This window comes from Secundilactobacillus odoratitofui DSM 19909 = JCM 15043, assembly GCF_001434895.1.
Taxonomy (GTDB): Bacteria; Bacillota; Bacilli; order Lactobacillales; family Lactobacillaceae; genus Secundilactobacillus; species Secundilactobacillus odoratitofui.
In genome coordinates this window covers 440,440-456,759 of the sequence record NZ_AZEE01000027.1, presented here as the reverse complement: position 1 = coordinate 456,759, position 16,320 = coordinate 440,440, and the positions used below count along the sequence as shown (strand labels likewise).

General features: G+C 44.5%; 16 protein-coding genes and 1 tRNA gene. 10 read left to right on the top strand and 7 right to left on the bottom strand.

Translation table 11 applies throughout. The annotated features are described in order from the left end of the window. Positions 1-95 precede the first annotated feature (95 nt). From FD04_RS04415 to thrC, 3 genes are all read right to left on the bottom strand, one after another. Positions 96-734: an NAD(P)H-hydrate epimerase gene (locus FD04_RS04415; RefSeq protein ID WP_054699046.1), complete on the bottom strand. Its 639-nt coding sequence runs from the start codon at positions 732-734 to the stop codon at positions 96-98. A gap of 113 nt (positions 735-847) precedes the next feature. Then, positions 848-1,333 carry a MarR family winged helix-turn-helix transcriptional regulator gene (locus tag FD04_RS04410; RefSeq protein ID WP_056947312.1) on the bottom strand — a complete coding sequence of 162 codons (486 nt, stop codon included), beginning with the start codon at positions 1,331-1,333 and terminating at the stop codon, positions 848-850. Positions 1,334-1,409: 76 nt separating this feature from the next. Continuing rightward, complete coding sequence (gene thrC, locus FD04_RS04405; protein ID WP_056947309.1) at positions 1,410-2,906, bottom strand: threonine synthase; 1,497 nt, start codon at positions 2,904-2,906, stop codon at positions 1,410-1,412. 175 nt (positions 2,907-3,081) lie between these two features. On the opposite strand from thrC, the gene FD04_RS04400 reads away from it, so the two are divergent. The 3 genes from FD04_RS04400 (at position 3,082) to FD04_RS04390 (ending at position 5,051) form a co-directional block, all read left to right on the top strand. Further along, entirely contained in the window at positions 3,082-3,408 is a 327-nt protein-coding gene (locus FD04_RS04400; protein ID WP_054699050.1) for a hypothetical protein, read from the top strand. 58 nt (positions 3,409-3,466) lie between these two features. Next, positions 3,467-3,538 (top strand) — tRNA-Arg (locus FD04_RS04395). Positions 3,539-3,848: 310 nt separating this feature from the next. Continuing rightward, the gene (locus FD04_RS04390) at positions 3,849-5,051 is read left to right on the top strand and encodes an aminotransferase-like domain-containing protein (RefSeq protein ID WP_056947305.1); all 1,203 of its coding nucleotides are present in this window, start codon (positions 3,849-3,851) and stop codon (positions 5,049-5,051) included. A gap of 312 nt (positions 5,052-5,363) precedes the next feature. Here the strand turns inward: FD04_RS04390 and FD04_RS04385 are convergent, their stop codons facing one another. Beyond that, positions 5,364-6,371, bottom strand: coding sequence for a LacI family DNA-binding transcriptional regulator (locus FD04_RS04385; RefSeq protein WP_054699052.1), 1,008 nt, complete (start codon positions 6,369-6,371; stop codon positions 5,364-5,366). A gap of 401 nt (positions 6,372-6,772) precedes the next feature. Between FD04_RS04385 and FD04_RS04380 the strand changes: the two genes are divergently transcribed. From FD04_RS04380 to FD04_RS04370, 3 genes are read left to right on the top strand one after another with little or no spacing between them, the layout of a single operon-like run. After that, entirely contained in the window at positions 6,773-7,519 is a 747-nt protein-coding gene (locus tag FD04_RS04380; RefSeq protein WP_054699054.1) for a glutamine amidotransferase, read from the top strand. A gap of 52 nt (positions 7,520-7,571) precedes the next feature. Next, on the top strand, positions 7,572-8,558 hold the full coding sequence (locus tag FD04_RS04375) for a DMT family transporter (RefSeq protein WP_056947302.1): 987 nt from the start codon (positions 7,572-7,574) through the stop codon (positions 8,556-8,558). A 23-nt stretch (positions 8,559-8,581) separates the two neighbouring features. Further along, entirely contained in the window at positions 8,582-9,637 is a 1,056-nt protein-coding gene (locus FD04_RS04370; protein WP_056947299.1) for a linear amide C-N hydrolase, read from the top strand. Between the two features lie 244 nt (positions 9,638-9,881). On the opposite strand, the gene FD04_RS04365 is transcribed toward FD04_RS04370, so the two are convergent. From FD04_RS04365 to FD04_RS04355, 3 genes are all read right to left on the bottom strand, one after another. After that, positions 9,882-10,424, bottom strand: a complete 543-nt coding sequence (locus tag FD04_RS04365; protein WP_235805653.1) for an NAD(P)H-dependent oxidoreductase — start codon at positions 10,422-10,424, stop codon at positions 9,882-9,884. 83 nt (positions 10,425-10,507) lie between these two features. Further along, a complete protein-coding gene (locus FD04_RS04360; RefSeq protein WP_056947297.1) occupies positions 10,508-11,140 on the bottom strand; it encodes a DUF1648 domain-containing protein in 633 nt (210 codons plus the stop codon). Further along, complete coding sequence (locus FD04_RS04355) at positions 11,121-11,411, bottom strand: autorepressor SdpR family transcription factor (RefSeq protein WP_056947294.1); 291 nt, start codon at positions 11,409-11,411, stop codon at positions 11,121-11,123. Before FD04_RS04355 ends, FD04_RS04360 begins: the two co-directional genes overlap by 20 nt. 304 nt (positions 11,412-11,715) lie before the next feature. Between FD04_RS04355 and FD04_RS04350 the strand changes: the two genes are divergently transcribed. Genes FD04_RS04350 through FD04_RS04335 form a run of 4 tightly spaced genes read left to right on the top strand, consistent with a single transcriptional unit; the run spans position 11,716 to position 15,995 of the window. Beyond that, complete coding sequence (locus FD04_RS04350) at positions 11,716-12,816, top strand: serine hydrolase (RefSeq protein ID WP_056947291.1); 1,101 nt, start codon at positions 11,716-11,718, stop codon at positions 12,814-12,816. Between the two features lie 23 nt (positions 12,817-12,839). Beyond that, positions 12,840-14,066, top strand: coding sequence for a PDZ domain-containing protein (locus tag FD04_RS04345; protein WP_054699062.1), 1,227 nt, complete (start codon positions 12,840-12,842; stop codon positions 14,064-14,066). Between the two features lie 13 nt (positions 14,067-14,079). Beyond that, complete coding sequence (locus FD04_RS04340) at positions 14,080-15,099, top strand: zinc ribbon domain-containing protein (RefSeq protein ID WP_056947289.1); 1,020 nt, start codon at positions 14,080-14,082, stop codon at positions 15,097-15,099. 14 nt (positions 15,100-15,113) lie between these two features. Further along, positions 15,114-15,995, top strand: coding sequence for a zinc ribbon domain-containing protein (locus FD04_RS04335; protein WP_056947286.1), 882 nt, complete (start codon positions 15,114-15,116; stop codon positions 15,993-15,995). Positions 15,996-16,320 lie beyond the last annotated feature (325 nt).

Here is a 16,320-nt window from a genome sequence, read left to right as displayed (position 1 = left end):
GGAAAAGAATAGCGGCAGAGTATTCTGAATATTGATCTAATCAAATGTTATCGGTCAGATGAGTAGGTATTAAATTCATATAACGTGGCTAAATGCTAATCAGCGCGGTCATTTAAGTAAACACCGATATCTTCTACAAATAATTGACCAGTATACTGCTGGCCAGAATCAGTGAGAAATCCCTGTTTAGCATACGCAAAAGTGCTAGTTGCAGTGGCCTGAACAGTAGCGCCTTGTGGTTCGCCGGTGTCAGCGTTGAGACCAGATGGTACATCGACGCTCAGTACCGGCGCTGAACTCGCGTTAATGGCATTGACCCAGTCGGCGAACTTACCGGAAACGGGTCGATCAAGCCCAATACCAAAAATGGCGTCAACGATGGTGGTGTAACCAGTTAAATCAGTGCTAGCAGGTATAATGGGAATGTGATAATAGCTTAAAATTGCAAGCTGCTGGCCAGTCTCAACGGAGGTTTTGTGTGCGTCGCCAGTAAGCATGACGGTGACGTCGATGCCACGAACGTGTAGCATTCGAGCGATGGCCAGGCCATCACCACCGTTATTACCAGTTCCGGCAAATACTAAAACGTGCGTTAAATCGAATGTGTCTGGTTGTAAACGGGCTGTAGCACCCAGTGCGGCGCGTTCCATAAGAACAAGTGATGGAATGCCAATCGTTTTAATTGTGTGTTGATCAGCTTGTCTTGCTTGTGCAATGGTGACAGATTTTGTCATCTTTACCACTCCTTATCATTCATTTTAGTCACCTTTATCCTAAGCGCTGTGCAACAAAAAAGCCAGCCGCAAGCGACTGACTGTGATTGTGATTAATAAATTGATTGACCAGCTTACTCGGCGTCAACGCGATCGTTGCGCAAGGGGGTCTGGTGACGATCGGACAGGACGACTTTTGAAATGTCATAGAGTTCACGACCCAGGTGGTTAATGTCGATATCGCCTAAATCGGCTTCAAAAGACTCCCACCATTCGTTGAATTGTGATAACCCGTAGTCGAGCAATTCCTTGCCATCAGCGGTTAAAGTTAGTTCCTTTACACGCTTATCGCGCTCAGCAGCCTGTTTATGAATGAGCCCTAAGGCAGTTAAATGTTTGACCATCCGTGTCATCAAGCCTTCATCCACGGCCAGTGTCGTTGAAGCGCGACGCTGGCTGATTGGTTGACTTTCAAGAATCAAAACCATCAGGTACATTTCAGTGATATTAACGGGTAACTTGTCTTTAATTAACAACTGATTCATGTCACGCTGAAGCTGACGATGCAGAATTGCGTTATAAGTTGAGAGTGTTAAATAATCTTTTTTAGTTTCTGCCACGAACTTTCACCTCGGTTACTTACTATTTGTTGACTATTAAAGTATAACCGTCTTTTGGTTGTTTGAATAGCTTAACCTAGTCAATTTTAAGGATTTTTGTAATCGCTTGATGCATTTCGTCAGGTTGGACCATCATGGTGTGACGAACTTGGGCATCAAATAAAGTCTGGATAGCTTGTGGCAGTGGAACGTGAATGTGATCTTGTAATTGGGCTACGGCGGCGAGTCCGTCAGCGGTCACTTCTTGGCCTTCAATGGCTGTAAGGACGGCGTTAGGGAACTTGTATGGACTAGCCGTTGAGACAATTACCATGGGGTGTTGATCATCAGTTTTTTCACGGTAAGCATCCGCGACTGCTTTGGCAATTGCTGTATGCGGGTCAATGGCAAATTGAGTTGATTGATAAACTTTGGCAATCGCTTCACGGTCTGCATCGGCCGTTGCGAAACCAGCTGAGAACGTATTTTGGAGTTGCTTGAGTTCGTCAGGCTTAATTTGGTAGTGACCGGTGGTTTCCAAATCATGCATGTATGCAGCCGTTTGGTCAGCGTCATCGCCGGTAGCGTGGAAGATCAGCCGTTCTAGGTTGCTAGAAACGAGAATATCCATCGATGGCGACGTGGTGGTGAAGAATGGTCGAACGCGATCGTAATACCCGGTTTCGAAAAAGTCGGTTAAGACGTTGTTTTGGTTAGACGCACAAATCAACTGGTTAACTGGTAGTCCAAGATTTTTGGCGTAGTAGCCAGCTAAAATGTCCCCAAAGTTACCGGTCGGGACACTAAAGTTAATTTTATCGCCGTTTTTAATCGCGCCCTGTTTGACCAATTGGCCGTATGCGTAAAAGTAGTAAGCAACTTGTGGCACCAAGCGGCCAATGTTAATTGAATTAGCTGATGAGAACTGATAGCCGTTTTCAGCTAGTTCAGCCAGAAAGTCTTGATCGTTAAAAATCGTCTTGACGTTGGTCTGGGCTTGGTCGAAATTACCGTTGATTGCAACCACGTAGGTGTTTTCGCCGACCTGGGTAATCATTTGTTGTTTCTGGATTGCACTGACCCCTTGGCTTGGGTAGAAGACGATAATCTTAGTGCCAGGAACGTCAGCAAATCCAGCCATAGCGGCCTTACCAGTGTCACCGGAAGTTGCCGTTAAAATCACGATTTCTTTGTTAAAATGGTTCTTTTTGGCGGCGGTCGTCATCAAGTGTGGCAAGATTGATAGTGCTAAATCTTTAAAGGCAATCGTTGCACCATGGAAGAGTTCCAGGTAAAAGTCATCGCCATGGTGGCTGACTGGCGCAATGAGCGGATCATCAAATTTATCATCATAGGCTGCATTCACACAGTCTCGAATTTCGTCATCAGTAAAGTCCGTTAAGAAAGCTTTCAGAACTTTGAAGGCCACTTCTTGGTAGGAGAGTTCAGGTAACTGGGTTAAGTCTAAGTCAAGTTGGGGTGCTTGCGTTGGCACGTACAAGCCACCGTCCGGGCTTAAGCCTTGTAAAATGGCAGCTGATGCGGTTAACGCGTCAGCTTGGGTACCGCGAGTACTCCGGTATAAGAGTGTCATGTTGGTCCTCCTTGTAATCGGTAATAGTCAGTATTGTTACTCTCTAGTGTACCTGAAAAAATGTGATTTTAAAGAGAAGTTTCGCAAAAAGTTAATCGTGAATGGTAAATACCGCGCTTTTTAGCTGAACATGATAGAATACATAGGTAGACTATGACGAAAAGAGGAATCTCCGTTGGAAATTGATGTACCCGAAAACATGGCAGAAGTCGAAAAAGAAGTGGCGAAGCGGCAAGCTGATGGTAAACAAGCAACTATTGATGACGTGATTAAGGAAACCGTATTGGCCTCCTTTCAAGCTTATCTTGAGTATTCAGAAGAGGGACATTACGACTCAGGCAAGTGGGACGGCGATAACATCGTGGTGACTGACATTATGAAGACGGTCATCTATACCGTTGAACCACAGGGTGAGAGTTTTACGGCAGACTTCAAGCGGAGTCCGGACGCTGTTTTCTTTTATCTGCAAGATGCTGCCGAAAAGGTTGCTGGCATTCGCTAATCATTTCGAGTATTTAACTTGAAAAATTTTGCTAACACCACTATCATTAAGGTGTTAGGCGCCCTTAGTGTAATGGATAGCACATGAGATTTCGGTCCTCATGATCCGAGTTCGACTCTCGGGGGGCGCAGTTATGAGTAACGTAAGTTAATACGGATGAGTAAAGCGCTGAGCTGTCGGCGTTTTATTTTTTTACTTTGGTGAGAATGGCAATCTTTTTCGGTATATTTTCGGTATGCGAGTAAATCCCCAAATGGTACTTAACGGCGTATCAGTAAAGTATTCAGGCGTACCATTCGGAGTCTTTAAAAAATACTTTTAATCAACCTCTCATCGTTATGTTATAATAATGCCAGACAAGCCATGTTACTCAATGAACATGAACTGTTTGATGTTTACATAAAGCAACTAATTCCATACATATTAAGGAGTGTTTTATTATGACCTATCATTTCTCGAAGCGAGTCCCTCAATCAGACGTAGATGCTGTTGGCGATATTTTGAAGGTTGCTGGTGATCCCAAAGTCATGTCGTTTGCCGGTGGCTTGCCAGCGCCAGAACTTTTTCCCGTTGAGCAGGTGAAGAAGGCCACTGATAAAGTGCTAGAAGAAAAGGGTCGTGCGGCATTGCAGTACGGCTCATCTCAAGGGGTACCGGAGCTCCGTAACGTTATCTTAGATCGTTTAAAAGTTGAAGGTATTGATACCGATGCCGATCACGTGATGGTGGCAACTGGTTCTCAGCAATCCATTGATTTAACGGGTAAAATGTTTATCGATGAAGGAAGTACAGTCATCGTTGAAGACCCAACTTATTTGACTGCCATTGATGTCTTCCGTTCATATGGCGCGCACTTTGTGGGTGTTGATATGGATGAAGATGGGATGCGGATGGACTCGCTTGAAGAAGCCCTCAAAAACAATCCGGATACCCGACTGATTTATACGGTGCCAACTTTCCAAAACCCAACTGGTCGGACGATGACGTTGGCACGTCGGAAGAAGTTAGTTGAGTTAGCTGAAAAGTACGATGTGTTAGTGCTTGAAGATAACCCATATGGTGCAATTCGGTGGGAAGGCGAACACTTACCTGCACTGAAGTCATTTGATAAGAGTAATCATGTGATCTATATGGGGACCATGTCGAAAATTTTCGCACCAGGCCTTCGTTTAGGTTGGGTCGTCGCTGATCCAAAACTCATTAAGAAGTATACGATGATGAAGCAGTCTGCCGACTTGCACACGGATAGTTTAGCGCAGTACGTAGCAGCAGAATACTTTGCTGAAAATGACATTAATGAGCACATTGCTAAAATTACGGCGCTCTATCACAAACGGGAACAATTGATGGTTAACGCCGTAGATAAGTACTTCCCGGCTGGTGTTACGCACAGTAATCCAGAAGGTGGGATGTTCTTGTGGGTGATGGTACCAGGGGTTAAGGACTCGCAAAAGTTATTTGATGCCGCGTTGAAACGTAACGTTGCCATCGTACCTGGCGATCCATTCTTTGGTAATGAAACCATTCCCGGAACTTTCCGGATGAATTACTCGAACACACCGGAAGATAAAATCGAGGATGGCGTGAAGCGACTTGCCGAAGCGATTGAAGAAGTCATGGCTGCCGACAAGCAACAAGCATAGTGATATTAAATGTGAGTGGGACAGAACTCGTTTAAGTCCCAGAATAGAAGCGAGAAAACGCGTGGATTCCTGATTTGTAGGAATCCACGCGTTTTCTTGTTTCTATGGCCGGGACTTGAGTTCTGGCACACGTTAAGGCTAGATAGCAGTCTTGAAAGTAAATACAATTCTTAATTGTTTTTGAGTTGAGAATCGAGTTTGATTTTTGTCAAAATGGACTTTGTTCCCAGCCACTCTTTTTAGTTGCTTTTTTGGGTGTTGAGGCAATCATTGGCACTTAATTAACCGCCGTTACTCAGATTATTTGCAATGCTAATCTAACGCCTTAACTGAGTCACGAACATTGAGTGTCACATCCAGTTTGACATTGATTGTCAGTTTACTTGAAAGGGCCGTGTATAACACTCTGACGGCCTCGCTGCCGAGTTGTGACACGTTTTGTTTGACGGAGGTAATGGTGGGATTGAAGATTTCGTTGATGAACGTATCGTCGTAACCAATGATTGAGTAGTGATCAAACAAGTTTCGCTTTGACTCGTTAAATTGTTTGACGGCACCATACAGCATTAAGTCGCTACAGAAAAAGATAGCGGTTGCTGGCGTCTGTTGAATTTGTTGAATACGTTCGTATCCGCCATTGAGATCATAGGGCGCACGAAAAACCAGGTTGGGGTCGATGGTCAAACCGTTGTCGGCCAGTGCTTTTTGGTAGCCCAGTAAACGGGTTTCAGCATTTACGAATCCCTTGTTACCGGTGACGATGGCGATATCAGTGTGGCCATTATCGATGAGAAGTTGGGTTGCAAGATAGCCGCCCTCAAAGCTATCAAGATTCACCTGGTTGATGTCTAAATCACTGTCGGCATTGACGAGGACAAAGGGAATATCGATGCTGTTTAAAAAGGTATTCACTTTATCCGTACCCTGGGCGTATAGGTCGTTTGATGGCACTAACAAGATACCATCAACACCACGACTGACCAATTTAGCAACCTGCTTAGCTTCGTTTTCGTGATTGTCATTTGAATTGATAATCAATGAATAGTAGCCACGCTTAGATAGCTCGTTACTGATGGCCTTGATTAACGATGAATAAAAAGGGTTGCTAATGTTAGGAACGACCACACCAATGGTATTCGATTCGTTTTTGGCGAGTGAAACAGCCGATGAATTTGGTACATAGTTATTCTTCCGGGCAATTTCTTTGATTTTAGTACGTTGCTTCTGTGAGATTCTGGCTTCTTTATCGTTGAGGACTAAAGAAACAGTGGTCACTGAGACACCCGCCATTTTAGCAATTTCTCGCATTGTGAGTTTCATGGTGAGGGCTCCTTTCTACGTTGAGTGCTGTTTTCCATTATAACGTATTATTTCGACGTGAGCTTTTAATTTAATCATTGAATAAATTATTTTTGGTCGATTTTTAAAATAACGGCACTGGTGATAAAGCCCGTTGATTGCGTGATAAGCTACCGATTTTAGCTATACCAATTAAAAGGGTAGGCGAGTGAGTTAAAAAGAAACCGTTTACTTCGCGAAAACTTTGTGATACTATTTCGGTGAAATGATAAACCGGTTTAGCAAACTATAAAACAACATTTTAGTTTTGCAATCATTTCTAATTTCACGCATGCATTTGTCAATTTTGAAAACGACCATTGAGTATTTTCATTATTATTTTGATATATACCTTTATTAAGACGAGATCTTGGAGGCAGCACATGGCAAAAGTTTTGTTAGCAGGTGAATCGTGGATATCAACGACCACGGAGTATAAGGGATATGATTCATTTACAAGTACTAAATTAGAAATTGGTTGTGAAGCGTTATTAAAGGCGCTACGAAGTCGTGGCCATGACGTAACGCATCTGCGCGCCCACGATGTGCCAGAACAATTTCCTTGGACAATTGAGGCATTAGATCAATATGATGTCATTATTTTGTCAGATATTGGGCTCAATTCGTTTACGTTATCAAACGGTGTTTTTGCGGGCGGTAATCCCGCGGTAAATCGTTTAGCCCTATTGAAGGATTGGGTGCTAAATGGCGGGGCCTTGATGATGGCTGGTGGTTACTTATCGTTCGGTGGTTTTGAAGGTAAAGCTCATTATCACGGTTCGCCAATCGAGGCGGTCTTACCCGTAACTGTTTTACCGTATGATGATCGTATTGAAGCGCCACAGGGTGTTCAACCGGTTGAGACAACGCCCAACGTCATTACCCGTGATCTAGGTGAATTTCCGGTTATTTTGGGTTATCAAGAGATTACTCCGAAACCTGAGAGCTCAGTCTTGATGACCGCCGATGATGCACCGTTACTCGTTACCCAGAAAATTGGGAAGGGTCGAACCCTAGCTTACGGAACGGACATCGCACCGCATTGGGCCTCACAGGCGTTCATGGCTTGGGAAAACTACGGTGAGTTCTTCTCAAGGTGCTTGAATTGGTTAGCCGGCGAGTTGGACTAGAAGTAAGCGAAACGTAAGTGATTGCGACACTTGGCTAAAAAGGAGATTATGTATGAGTAATCCACAAACTTCAAAAACTGAAAAAACGGTTGTGATTCCATTACTTGTTTTGGCAACGGTGTTGGCTGGTATGCTTGGACCGATGCAATCGGCTGTTAACGGTCAGGTCGGTAAGCTCCTAGGTGATGGGAATGCCTCGGCAGTTGTTTCATTCGGATCCGGGTTAGTTGTCATGGCGATTATTATTTTGGCACGACGTTCGACACGGGAACAATTTGCCGCTATTCCTCGTAAGATGAAGGCCCACCGGTTACCTTGGTGGAACTGGTTCGCTGGTTGTTGTGGGGCAGTGATTGTTTTTTCAGAAGGGGCAACAGCTTCGATTCTTGGTGTGGCAACTTTCCAAACCACGTTAATTTCTGGGATGGTAATTTCCGGTTTGATTTGTGATCGATTAGGGATCGGTGTACCGGTTAAGCAGCCGTTCAACTTTGCTCGAATTATGGGTGCACTGTTGGCAATCGCAGCCACGGTATTGGTTGTGCTGCCAAACTGGTCGGCACCAAAAGTTATCGTGTTAGCGGTATTACCATTCCTAGGCGGCTTGTTAGCCGGTTGGCAACCCGCTGGTAACTCAGCAGTCGCTGAAGAGACGGGTTCAATGCTAGTGTCAATTACCTGGAACTTTATTGTCGGCTTCTCGATTTTAGGTATTATGTTAATTGTTCGAATTATGATGGGAACGGCAACCTTCCACTTACCAACAGTTTGGTGGATGTACTTAGGTGGACCGCTCGGACTACTTTCAATTGCTTTGATGGCATTATTAGTACGTGGCTTGGGGCTACTCTTGCTCGGGCTAGCCTCAACCGCTGGCCAGTTGATTGGTTCGATTTTAATTGATTTATTGATTCCGCAATTAGGCGCTCAAGTATACATGGTCACCATTCTTGGTGCGTTGGTTGCATTGATTGGTGCCGGTGTTGCCATGATTCCATCAGCCAAAAAACGCATTGACGTGAATGAACTCAGTAATTAACTGAACTTGAAAGGAGCTTCCAAATGGCTTGTACAGGAATTGAACTTATTAGTCGGCAGGGCAACCCCTATTGGGCTCGGACGCAGGACTTTGAACAGCACTTTGAGTATGCCGGTGTAAAACTGCCGAAGGGATATACCTTCGTAAATGCTTACACACCGTTTGCGAGTGAACGAAATGTGATGGGCATTGTTTGGGCCAAGGATATTCATCACGCCCCTGTGTTTTTAGACGGTATTAACGAGTACGGCTTGTGCGGCGGCACCTTTTACTTTGATCATTTCTATCGTTACGTCCCAACTGAAGTGATTAAGGCAAGTGGCAAAACGGCGATTCGTGGTGAAGAACTGTGTACTTGGATTTTGACCCACTACAAGTCCTTAGATGATATTAAAGTCAATCTGGGTCGTGATATTGGTATCACAACCGAGCCCGGACCGATGATGGGCATGTCCGTACCGCAACATTGTGTGATGCATGACGAAACTGGCCGGTCAATTGTGATTGAACCGTCCGTGGAAAACGGCTTTCAAATTTTTGAAAATCCACTTGGTGTCTTCACCAATGCGCCTACTTTCGATTGGCACCTGAACAATTTGAAAACGTGGCTGGAACGGACAACCAAACGGACCTATTCATACGACGTTGCTGAACCAATTGCTCAAATTAAGTTAAGTGAGCCAACCAGTGGCCTCGTTGGAATACCAGCCGATTACAAGCCGGAGTCAAGATTTCTGCGCGCCGCCATGTCGAAGCTAATGTCCGTTGAAGTCAATGATGATGAAGCATTAAATCAGGCCTACCAATTATTAACGGCGGTGAATACGCCAAAAGGGTCACTTCGAATTGGCGAAGGTGATGACACGTTGGTTGCTTGGACACAGTACACAGCTGGCTATGATATCAAACAAAAGATGTTGTACGCCTTTACTTACGATAACCGAGATCTGCGGTCACTCTCGTATGGTGATCCAGCTGACTGGGGTTCAGATATTCGGTACTTTAGTTTTATTTCAAAACAGACTGCACGGCCATTTGATGAAAAGAACGAGTGGCAGCCAGGTGAAAATACGATTTAGCGGTTTAATGCAAGTGGAGAGAGTGGGCAAAAACTCGTTTAGGTCCCAGAATATAAAACAACGGCCCGTGGATTCCTGGTTTTGGAATCTACGGGCCGTTGTTTTATATGGCCGGGACCTGAGTTTTGGTGCACGATTAGGCTAGATAACAGACTTGAGATAAAGTGAAATGTTTAACTCACTTCGAGTTAAGAAATTAATTCGATGCTTATCAATATAATTTTTTCCAGCCTCTTTGTTTCACTCAATCTAGCTGATGTAACGCGTGGGTCAACGCTAATTTAGCATCTTCGACATGCTTCGGCGTATAAACGTCATAAAACACACAGTTTGAAAAATTCGGGTGTTGGTCGATGCCACAGTAGCGAAATGTAACCGTGAGCGGTTGGAGTAAATCTGCAACGCTTAGACCGTTAGTGAGTGGATTACCCGGTTGGTAAGTCGCCTCAACGGCTGCTAGCGTTGTAACGTAGCCAAAGTGTTTACCCATCATTAGCGGTACTGGTCTGCCTTGTTGGTCTGCGTCATAAAAGCGGTGCTTGGCTAAAACATCATCCAGGTAACGCTTTAGCCCCCAAGGAACAGCGTACCAGTAGAGCGGAAAGTACAGTAAAACCGTGTCCGCCCATTTGAATTTTTCGTACTCTTCGGTGAGATCGTAGTCAAGTACGTTGGAGAGTTTGACCTGGTGGTGGGTACTCAGCGTGGTCTTGCTGAGGTCGACTAATGCCTGTGTCAGCTTGCCACCAGCATCTGGGTGAGGAGTGTAGCCATTGATGAGTAACACGTTCAAGATAATCAGTCCTTTGCTGTGGTAAGAGGTTTTAAATCAAATGTGAGCGACTCGCGGTAGCGTCATGTTTGGCACGGCTAACGGCGAGATTGAAGACGCATGCTATAAATTGAAACGCCGATTACCCAACCAATTGCGATGATGACGGCAACTGTGGATACCCACACGCTAAAGAAAATGCTCAATAGGCACAGCAGACCGCTGATGACCATGGCATGAGCTAATTTACGACTGATGATGGCGTTCAGCTCTGGCCGTCCTTTTGATTTTTTGATGCCCCAATGATAACTGTTCCCCGGAACAGTTGGTAGGTAATTGCCCATTAGGATGAAGATACCAGCAACTAGTAGCATTGCAACCCGACGGATGTCCACGGCCGTCCCTAGGTTGGCTTGAATGGTCGTTAAGTACAAAACCACCGTGATAACGGGAATCAACCAGTAAACGATTCGTTCCATACGTGGCGCTCCGCCTGAACGTTTCACGCCGAACTGAGTGAGGCCGACAATCAACCACTGTAACAGCATCATGCCAATTGGAATGCCATAAACAGCAGCGATTTTAGGCATCCAGCCATTGGGGGTGTTGTTAAATCCCCAGTGTGTGACCATTGCTGCGGGTAGTTGTTGGTAATAAACCACACCATATATGATAGGTAACAAGATAATAATGGTACTAATGATGAGTGTTTTAGTGATGTGCTTTGTCATGGTCGTTACCCCCAATTCCTAATCCATAAATCCAAGTCAGAACTTCTTCAAAGACACTGGCGTTCAACTCATAATAAATGAAGTTTTTTTGCTTATGCTCACTAATTAAGCTTGCTTGTTTTAATAACTTGAGGTGATAAGAAACGGTAGCTTGACTGAGATCGAATTGGCCTGCAATCTCCCCGGCTGAATAAGACTTGGCTTTTAGCAACTCTAAAATTTGCCGGCGGACTGGGTCGGAAATTGCCTTCAGCGTTTGGTTCATGGCCATGACATCATCTGCTTTCTATTTAGACATTTCTCTAAATAGATTATACCATGTCAGCCGAGATTTGTTGAACAATTTAGAAAATTATCTAAATAGTTAATTTGGTTGTTCGCTTTAATTACGAAACCACGATGCTGGCGGGATAATGGCGAGATTCATCTGCTTTAAATGCCACGTAAAACGACACTATTTCGCACAAATGATTTGTTAACAACATTTTTTAAATTTTGGCATAATTAAGTATTTATTAAGATTATTGGGTATGCTAGCATAGAATAATAAGCTTATAAGTTTGGATGGCGCAATTATGGGAAGAAAGTCTTATTTACTGGGAACAGTGTTACTTGCGTCAGTGCTCCTCGTTGGTTGTGGGCAAACAACGAGTCAGTCGAAGACGTCGCACTCAAGTACGACGTCGCAAGTAGCTAGCAAGAATAGCAGTACCGCAGCAACACCGAGGAAGCGCGCTGCCCCACAGCAGTACGTACACGTGCCAACGCTGAGGGCAACGACCACAGGGACAACTCACGAATGGGTTGGGTCAGACAGCTCAGCGGGATTGGTTAGCGTGATCAATCAGTCGATGCGCGGTCTAGTACCGGGGACTCATGGGCCTGCTAAATGGACCGTGGCAGTGGCCTCGCTTGATGGTGGTCATCAAGCCTATATGACAAATTGGTCACCTGGTCGTGCACAATCATCGGCGTCGACAATCAAGCTCTTCATTTTAATTCGCTATTATCAGGCGTTAAAACGGGGCCTGATTCACGCGAACGATACGTACACGCTTCGGCAAGCGGACAAAGTGTCTGGTTCAGGTATCTTGTTACATAAAAAGGTTGGCACGCAGTACACACTGCGACAATTGGTCACACTGATGATTGAAAAGAGTGACAACATTGCCACCAACGTTTTAATTGACAAACTTGGGGGATTCAGTGGTGTTAACCAGACGATTGCGAAAGTCGTCGGGCCAACCCACTACACCAGTCTTGAGCGGAAGATGATGGATATTTCCAACATTTCTAACGGCAAGGCGAACCGAATCAACGCTTGGGAAGCAGTTCAGACCTTGTTATCAATTTATCAGGGACAAGTGATTGATGCGACAACGGATCAAGCGATGTTAGCACCAATGCTGAAGACTGAAAACCGCACCAAGTTACCAGCCCAATTACCTGAGGGGGCAGTTTGCTGGAACAAGAGCGGTGAGTCTAACTATCGTGGTATCGAAAATGACATGGCGATTATCAAGTATCAGGGTCATGTCTTCGCGGTTGCTGCATTGATTGAACTTGATGGTGATGGTCAAACGCCACATAATGCGACGCAGGAGCAAACCGACAGTCAAGTTGCGGCAATTGCACGTTTAGGTGCCAATGTGACGCGTTGGATGGGACAACAGTAGTTTAAGTTAGGGGAGGAAACACTATGGCAAATCGATCACAAAAACGTCAGTCGGCTAAACACGGTTTCTTAAAGTGGGGGATTCCTGCACTTGTTGTTATCGTGGTGGCTGCTGGTGGCTTCTTATTTTATCAACATCAACAAACTAAAAAGGCTTTTGCGAGCGACCTCAAAGAAGCACGACAATTAGTACTCTATAATCCGCTGGCTAACACTGGTGCTGCTAAGCAGTTGCAGGATAAGCTGCCGGGAACTGGTGATAAGACAACGGATGCTCAGCTTAAAAAACAGCTGAATCGTAAAGATTTAGAGGCTTTGATCAAAAAAGCTAAAACACAACTGGCATCTGCAAATGATACCCAGCTTGCTAAACAACACAGTTTGGCACAAAAGACTGAAAAGAAATTAAATGATTTAAAGAACAAGTCTAATTTTCCGGATGAATCTAAAGCTTCTGTCACTTCATTGACTGACTTAAGCGACACCTACTATAACCAAAAAGATGCAGTCGGCTTGAACGTGTCTGTTGCAGGACTGCAATCGTTAGCGGGAGAAACTTCTACGCTGATTCAAAAGAAGACGGCGAAGGCTAATGCGTTAGCCAAAGCTGCTTCAACGGGCGCATACCCATCACTTGGTGCACTCCGTGGGGACTTACCTTATGGTGCCGGTGTGATTTTAATTGATGAAATGGATGGCGGTCCGGCAAGTAAGGCGGGATTGTCAACTGTTGATGACGGTGGTTGGGATGACAGTAACGTCATTGTCGGAATCAATAACTACCCCGTTAAATCATCAGTGCTTGGCAATGATAGCATGGACAACGCGATGAAGCAGATTCCACTGGGGTCAACTGCAACGGTTAAGATGAAGGACGGTTCCACTCACAACGTGAAGTTGAACCTTTCCCACAATGACGTTAATACCAACAGTATGCAAGATTTCAAGAACCCAGATGGTGATACTGATACCGATATTGATTTCGGTGCTAGCGGTTATAGTATCCGTCAACGTAATAATGACAAGGAAATTGGGATGGTCATTACTAGCATTGAAGACGACAGTTCAATTAGTGACAGTGATTTGGAAGTCGGCGATGTCATTTGCCGAATTGATGACTACACCGTTGGGACGGAAGATAGTATTGATCAAATTACGAGTGATTACAGTGATGGTGATACTGTGACTGTTGATTACGTCACTAAGAGTGGCCATTTAAAGACTACTGATATCACATTAGTGGAATATTAGGGGGAGATTGAATATGGATAACGTTAAATTGTTCTGCCCTAATTGTGGTACGGAAAACGCAATGTCGGCTGACTTTTGTAAAAATTGCGGGGCCAACTTAGCCAGTGTCAAAGAACAGGTACAAGCGGCTGAAGCTCAGAAGACGAAAGTTCGGCAACAAGCACTTTATCACCAAGCTGTTGAAATGGCTGATAAGGGTAATGCACGACAAGCTGCCATGCTGTTCTCACAACTTGGCGACTATGAGGATGCTCAGGAAAAAGCCGTAGCTAATCAAGCAATTGCTGATGAGCAGGAGAAGCAGAATCAAGAAGCTCAGCGAAAACAGCTATATGATGATGCGATGAACGCGTTCACACATGGTGATTTACAGCGTGCAGGGACTGAGTTTACGCAACTTGGTAACTACCAGGATGCAGCCCAAAAGCTACAACTTGTTCAAAATGCTGTGGCACAAAATCAGCAACAAGCGCAGGCTCAAAATTACGAGCAGGCCTATCAAACTGCGTTAACACGAGCTAATCAAGCACAACGGTCTGCTGATTTGCGAAGTGCGTTAGTTGATCTGAATAATTTTGCTGGCTATAAAGACGCCAGTGAACAGATGCGACAATTGCAGGCTAAGTTACCGGGGATGCAAGCTGCTGAACAGGTCAAAAAAGCGGCCAATGGCAAACGGACGAAACAAATTGCAATCATCGCTGGAATCGTTGTTGTTATCTTAGCCATCATCGGTGGCACGGTGGTCTATCAAAACCATACAGCCAGTGCTTTAAAGACCCAGGTTGCAGCGCAACGTACCAGCAATGCTAAAAGTTTTAAGAAGCTGCCCAATACCACTCAACAGGATCTACGCGACATGGTGGCAACTTATCATGGTAACGTCAATGATTATACTTACTCGGTGAAGGAAAAGACGTCCAATTACACCATCGTGGGTTATAAGTTTGTGGGGCCTGACCATAGCAAGGATGTATTGCCAACCTCAGGGACCAGAACTTACAACCAGACAGCTATCACTGAAACTAACTAAGGGAGCGACCAATTATGAAATGTCCAAATTGTCAAAAAGAAATTCCAGCCAACTCTAAGTTTTGTACCTACTGTGGCTTCCAAATCCCACAAGTTCAAGCAACCAATGGTGGTGGCACACAGCCGGTTCAACCTCAGTTTGGCCCTAGCCAAGCTCAGTTTGATAACACAAACCAACAACCTAATTTTGCGCAAAACAACCAACAGTCGTTTAATCAATCAGCACAACCCAATCCGACAATGGAACAAACAACTGCGTACGCTAAGAACTATTGGGCTTACCTCGTACACGGTGTGAAGCATCCTTCAGATATCGATGTGCCATTCCACAAATACTTTGGCCTAGTCTCATTATTAACTGGCTCATTATTGTTGGCGTTGACCTTACTAATGGTCGAGATTCATCTGGCAGGTGGTATTTTCTCTGATATCGCTAACTTTACCAACACCGACAGTGTTCAAGGTCGAGTGGGGTTTGGCATGTTTATGGGTGTACTCATCCTAACAATTATTACGGCGTTCTTTACGTATAGCATGACCCACTTAGTTACCCGTGGCTTTTTGGGTGATAAAACTGCCAACTATATGGAAGATATGACCCGCTATTATCACATATCAAGTCTTGGCTTAATGGTCTTAGCAGTGGGCTTCATCCTGTCGATTTTAGGTTCATTCGCCATTCCTTTGGTTGCAATTTGTGTGGGCTTTTATGGCATCATGAATTCAATTTCATTTGTGGCTTTAATTTTTAGAGCACACCCAACCAACAATTTTGATCGTGTGTATGCCTACCTTGTTGGACTGATTGTAATGGGTATTGCCGGGGTCATTTTGTACACGTTATTACTCAGTATCTTAGGTGCAAGTGCAATTTCTAGTCTTGGTGATTTATTCTAATTTACAAATAAACAACAAAACGATTAAAAACATCAATTCCTGATTGGAGCTGGTGTTTTTTTGTGGAAAATTTTGTCAGTTCGATTAATCAAAGTTATATTAAGCAGATAAATCAGTAGAATAGTTGATAATGATATCGTTTTTGAAATTTTGTTATTTAAAAATTCTCCTGAATGTAACGATAACGAAGGGCTAGCGGCTTTTTCCAGCTGCAGTGAAAAGTACCACTTAACGCGATGCGTTTAGTGGTACTGGACGTTGCTGAGACCCACGGGCTGGGTGGGGCTCAGCAACGAGGCGTAAGACACGTGGTTCTACGTGGCTG

What these genes read in the sequence shown, in the direction of transcription:
- FD04_RS04385 (WP_054699052.1), bottom strand. Translation starts at nt 6,371, where the DNA reads ATGAAACTCACAATGCGAGAAATTGCTAAAATGGCGGGTGTCTCAGTG.
- FD04_RS04350 (WP_056947291.1), top strand. Translation starts at nt 11,716, where the DNA reads ATGGGAAGAAAGTCTTATTTACTGGGAACAGTGTTACTTGCGTCAGTG.
- FD04_RS04340 (WP_056947289.1), top strand. Translation starts at nt 14,080, where the DNA reads ATGGATAACGTTAAATTGTTCTGCCCTAATTGTGGTACGGAAAACGCA.
- thrC (WP_056947309.1), bottom strand. Translation starts at nt 2,906, where the DNA reads ATGACACTCTTATACCGGAGTACTCGCGGTACCCAAGCTGACGCGTTA.
- FD04_RS04345 (WP_054699062.1), top strand. Translation starts at nt 12,840, where the DNA reads ATGGCAAATCGATCACAAAAACGTCAGTCGGCTAAACACGGTTTCTTA.
- FD04_RS04335 (WP_056947286.1), top strand. Translation starts at nt 15,114, where the DNA reads ATGAAATGTCCAAATTGTCAAAAAGAAATTCCAGCCAACTCTAAGTTT.
- FD04_RS04415 (WP_054699046.1), bottom strand. Translation starts at nt 734, where the DNA reads ATGACAAAATCTGTCACCATTGCACAAGCAAGACAAGCTGATCAACAC.
- FD04_RS04390 (WP_056947305.1), top strand. Translation starts at nt 3,849, where the DNA reads ATGACCTATCATTTCTCGAAGCGAGTCCCTCAATCAGACGTAGATGCT.
- FD04_RS04380 (WP_054699054.1), top strand. Translation starts at nt 6,773, where the DNA reads ATGGCAAAAGTTTTGTTAGCAGGTGAATCGTGGATATCAACGACCACG.
- FD04_RS04355 (WP_056947294.1), bottom strand. Translation starts at nt 11,411, where the DNA reads ATGGCCATGAACCAAACGCTGAAGGCAATTTCCGACCCAGTCCGCCGG.
- FD04_RS04375 (WP_056947302.1), top strand. Translation starts at nt 7,572, where the DNA reads ATGAGTAATCCACAAACTTCAAAAACTGAAAAAACGGTTGTGATTCCA.
- FD04_RS04370 (WP_056947299.1), top strand. Translation starts at nt 8,582, where the DNA reads ATGGCTTGTACAGGAATTGAACTTATTAGTCGGCAGGGCAACCCCTAT.
- FD04_RS04360 (WP_056947297.1), bottom strand. Translation starts at nt 11,140, where the DNA reads ATGACAAAGCACATCACTAAAACACTCATCATTAGTACCATTATTATC.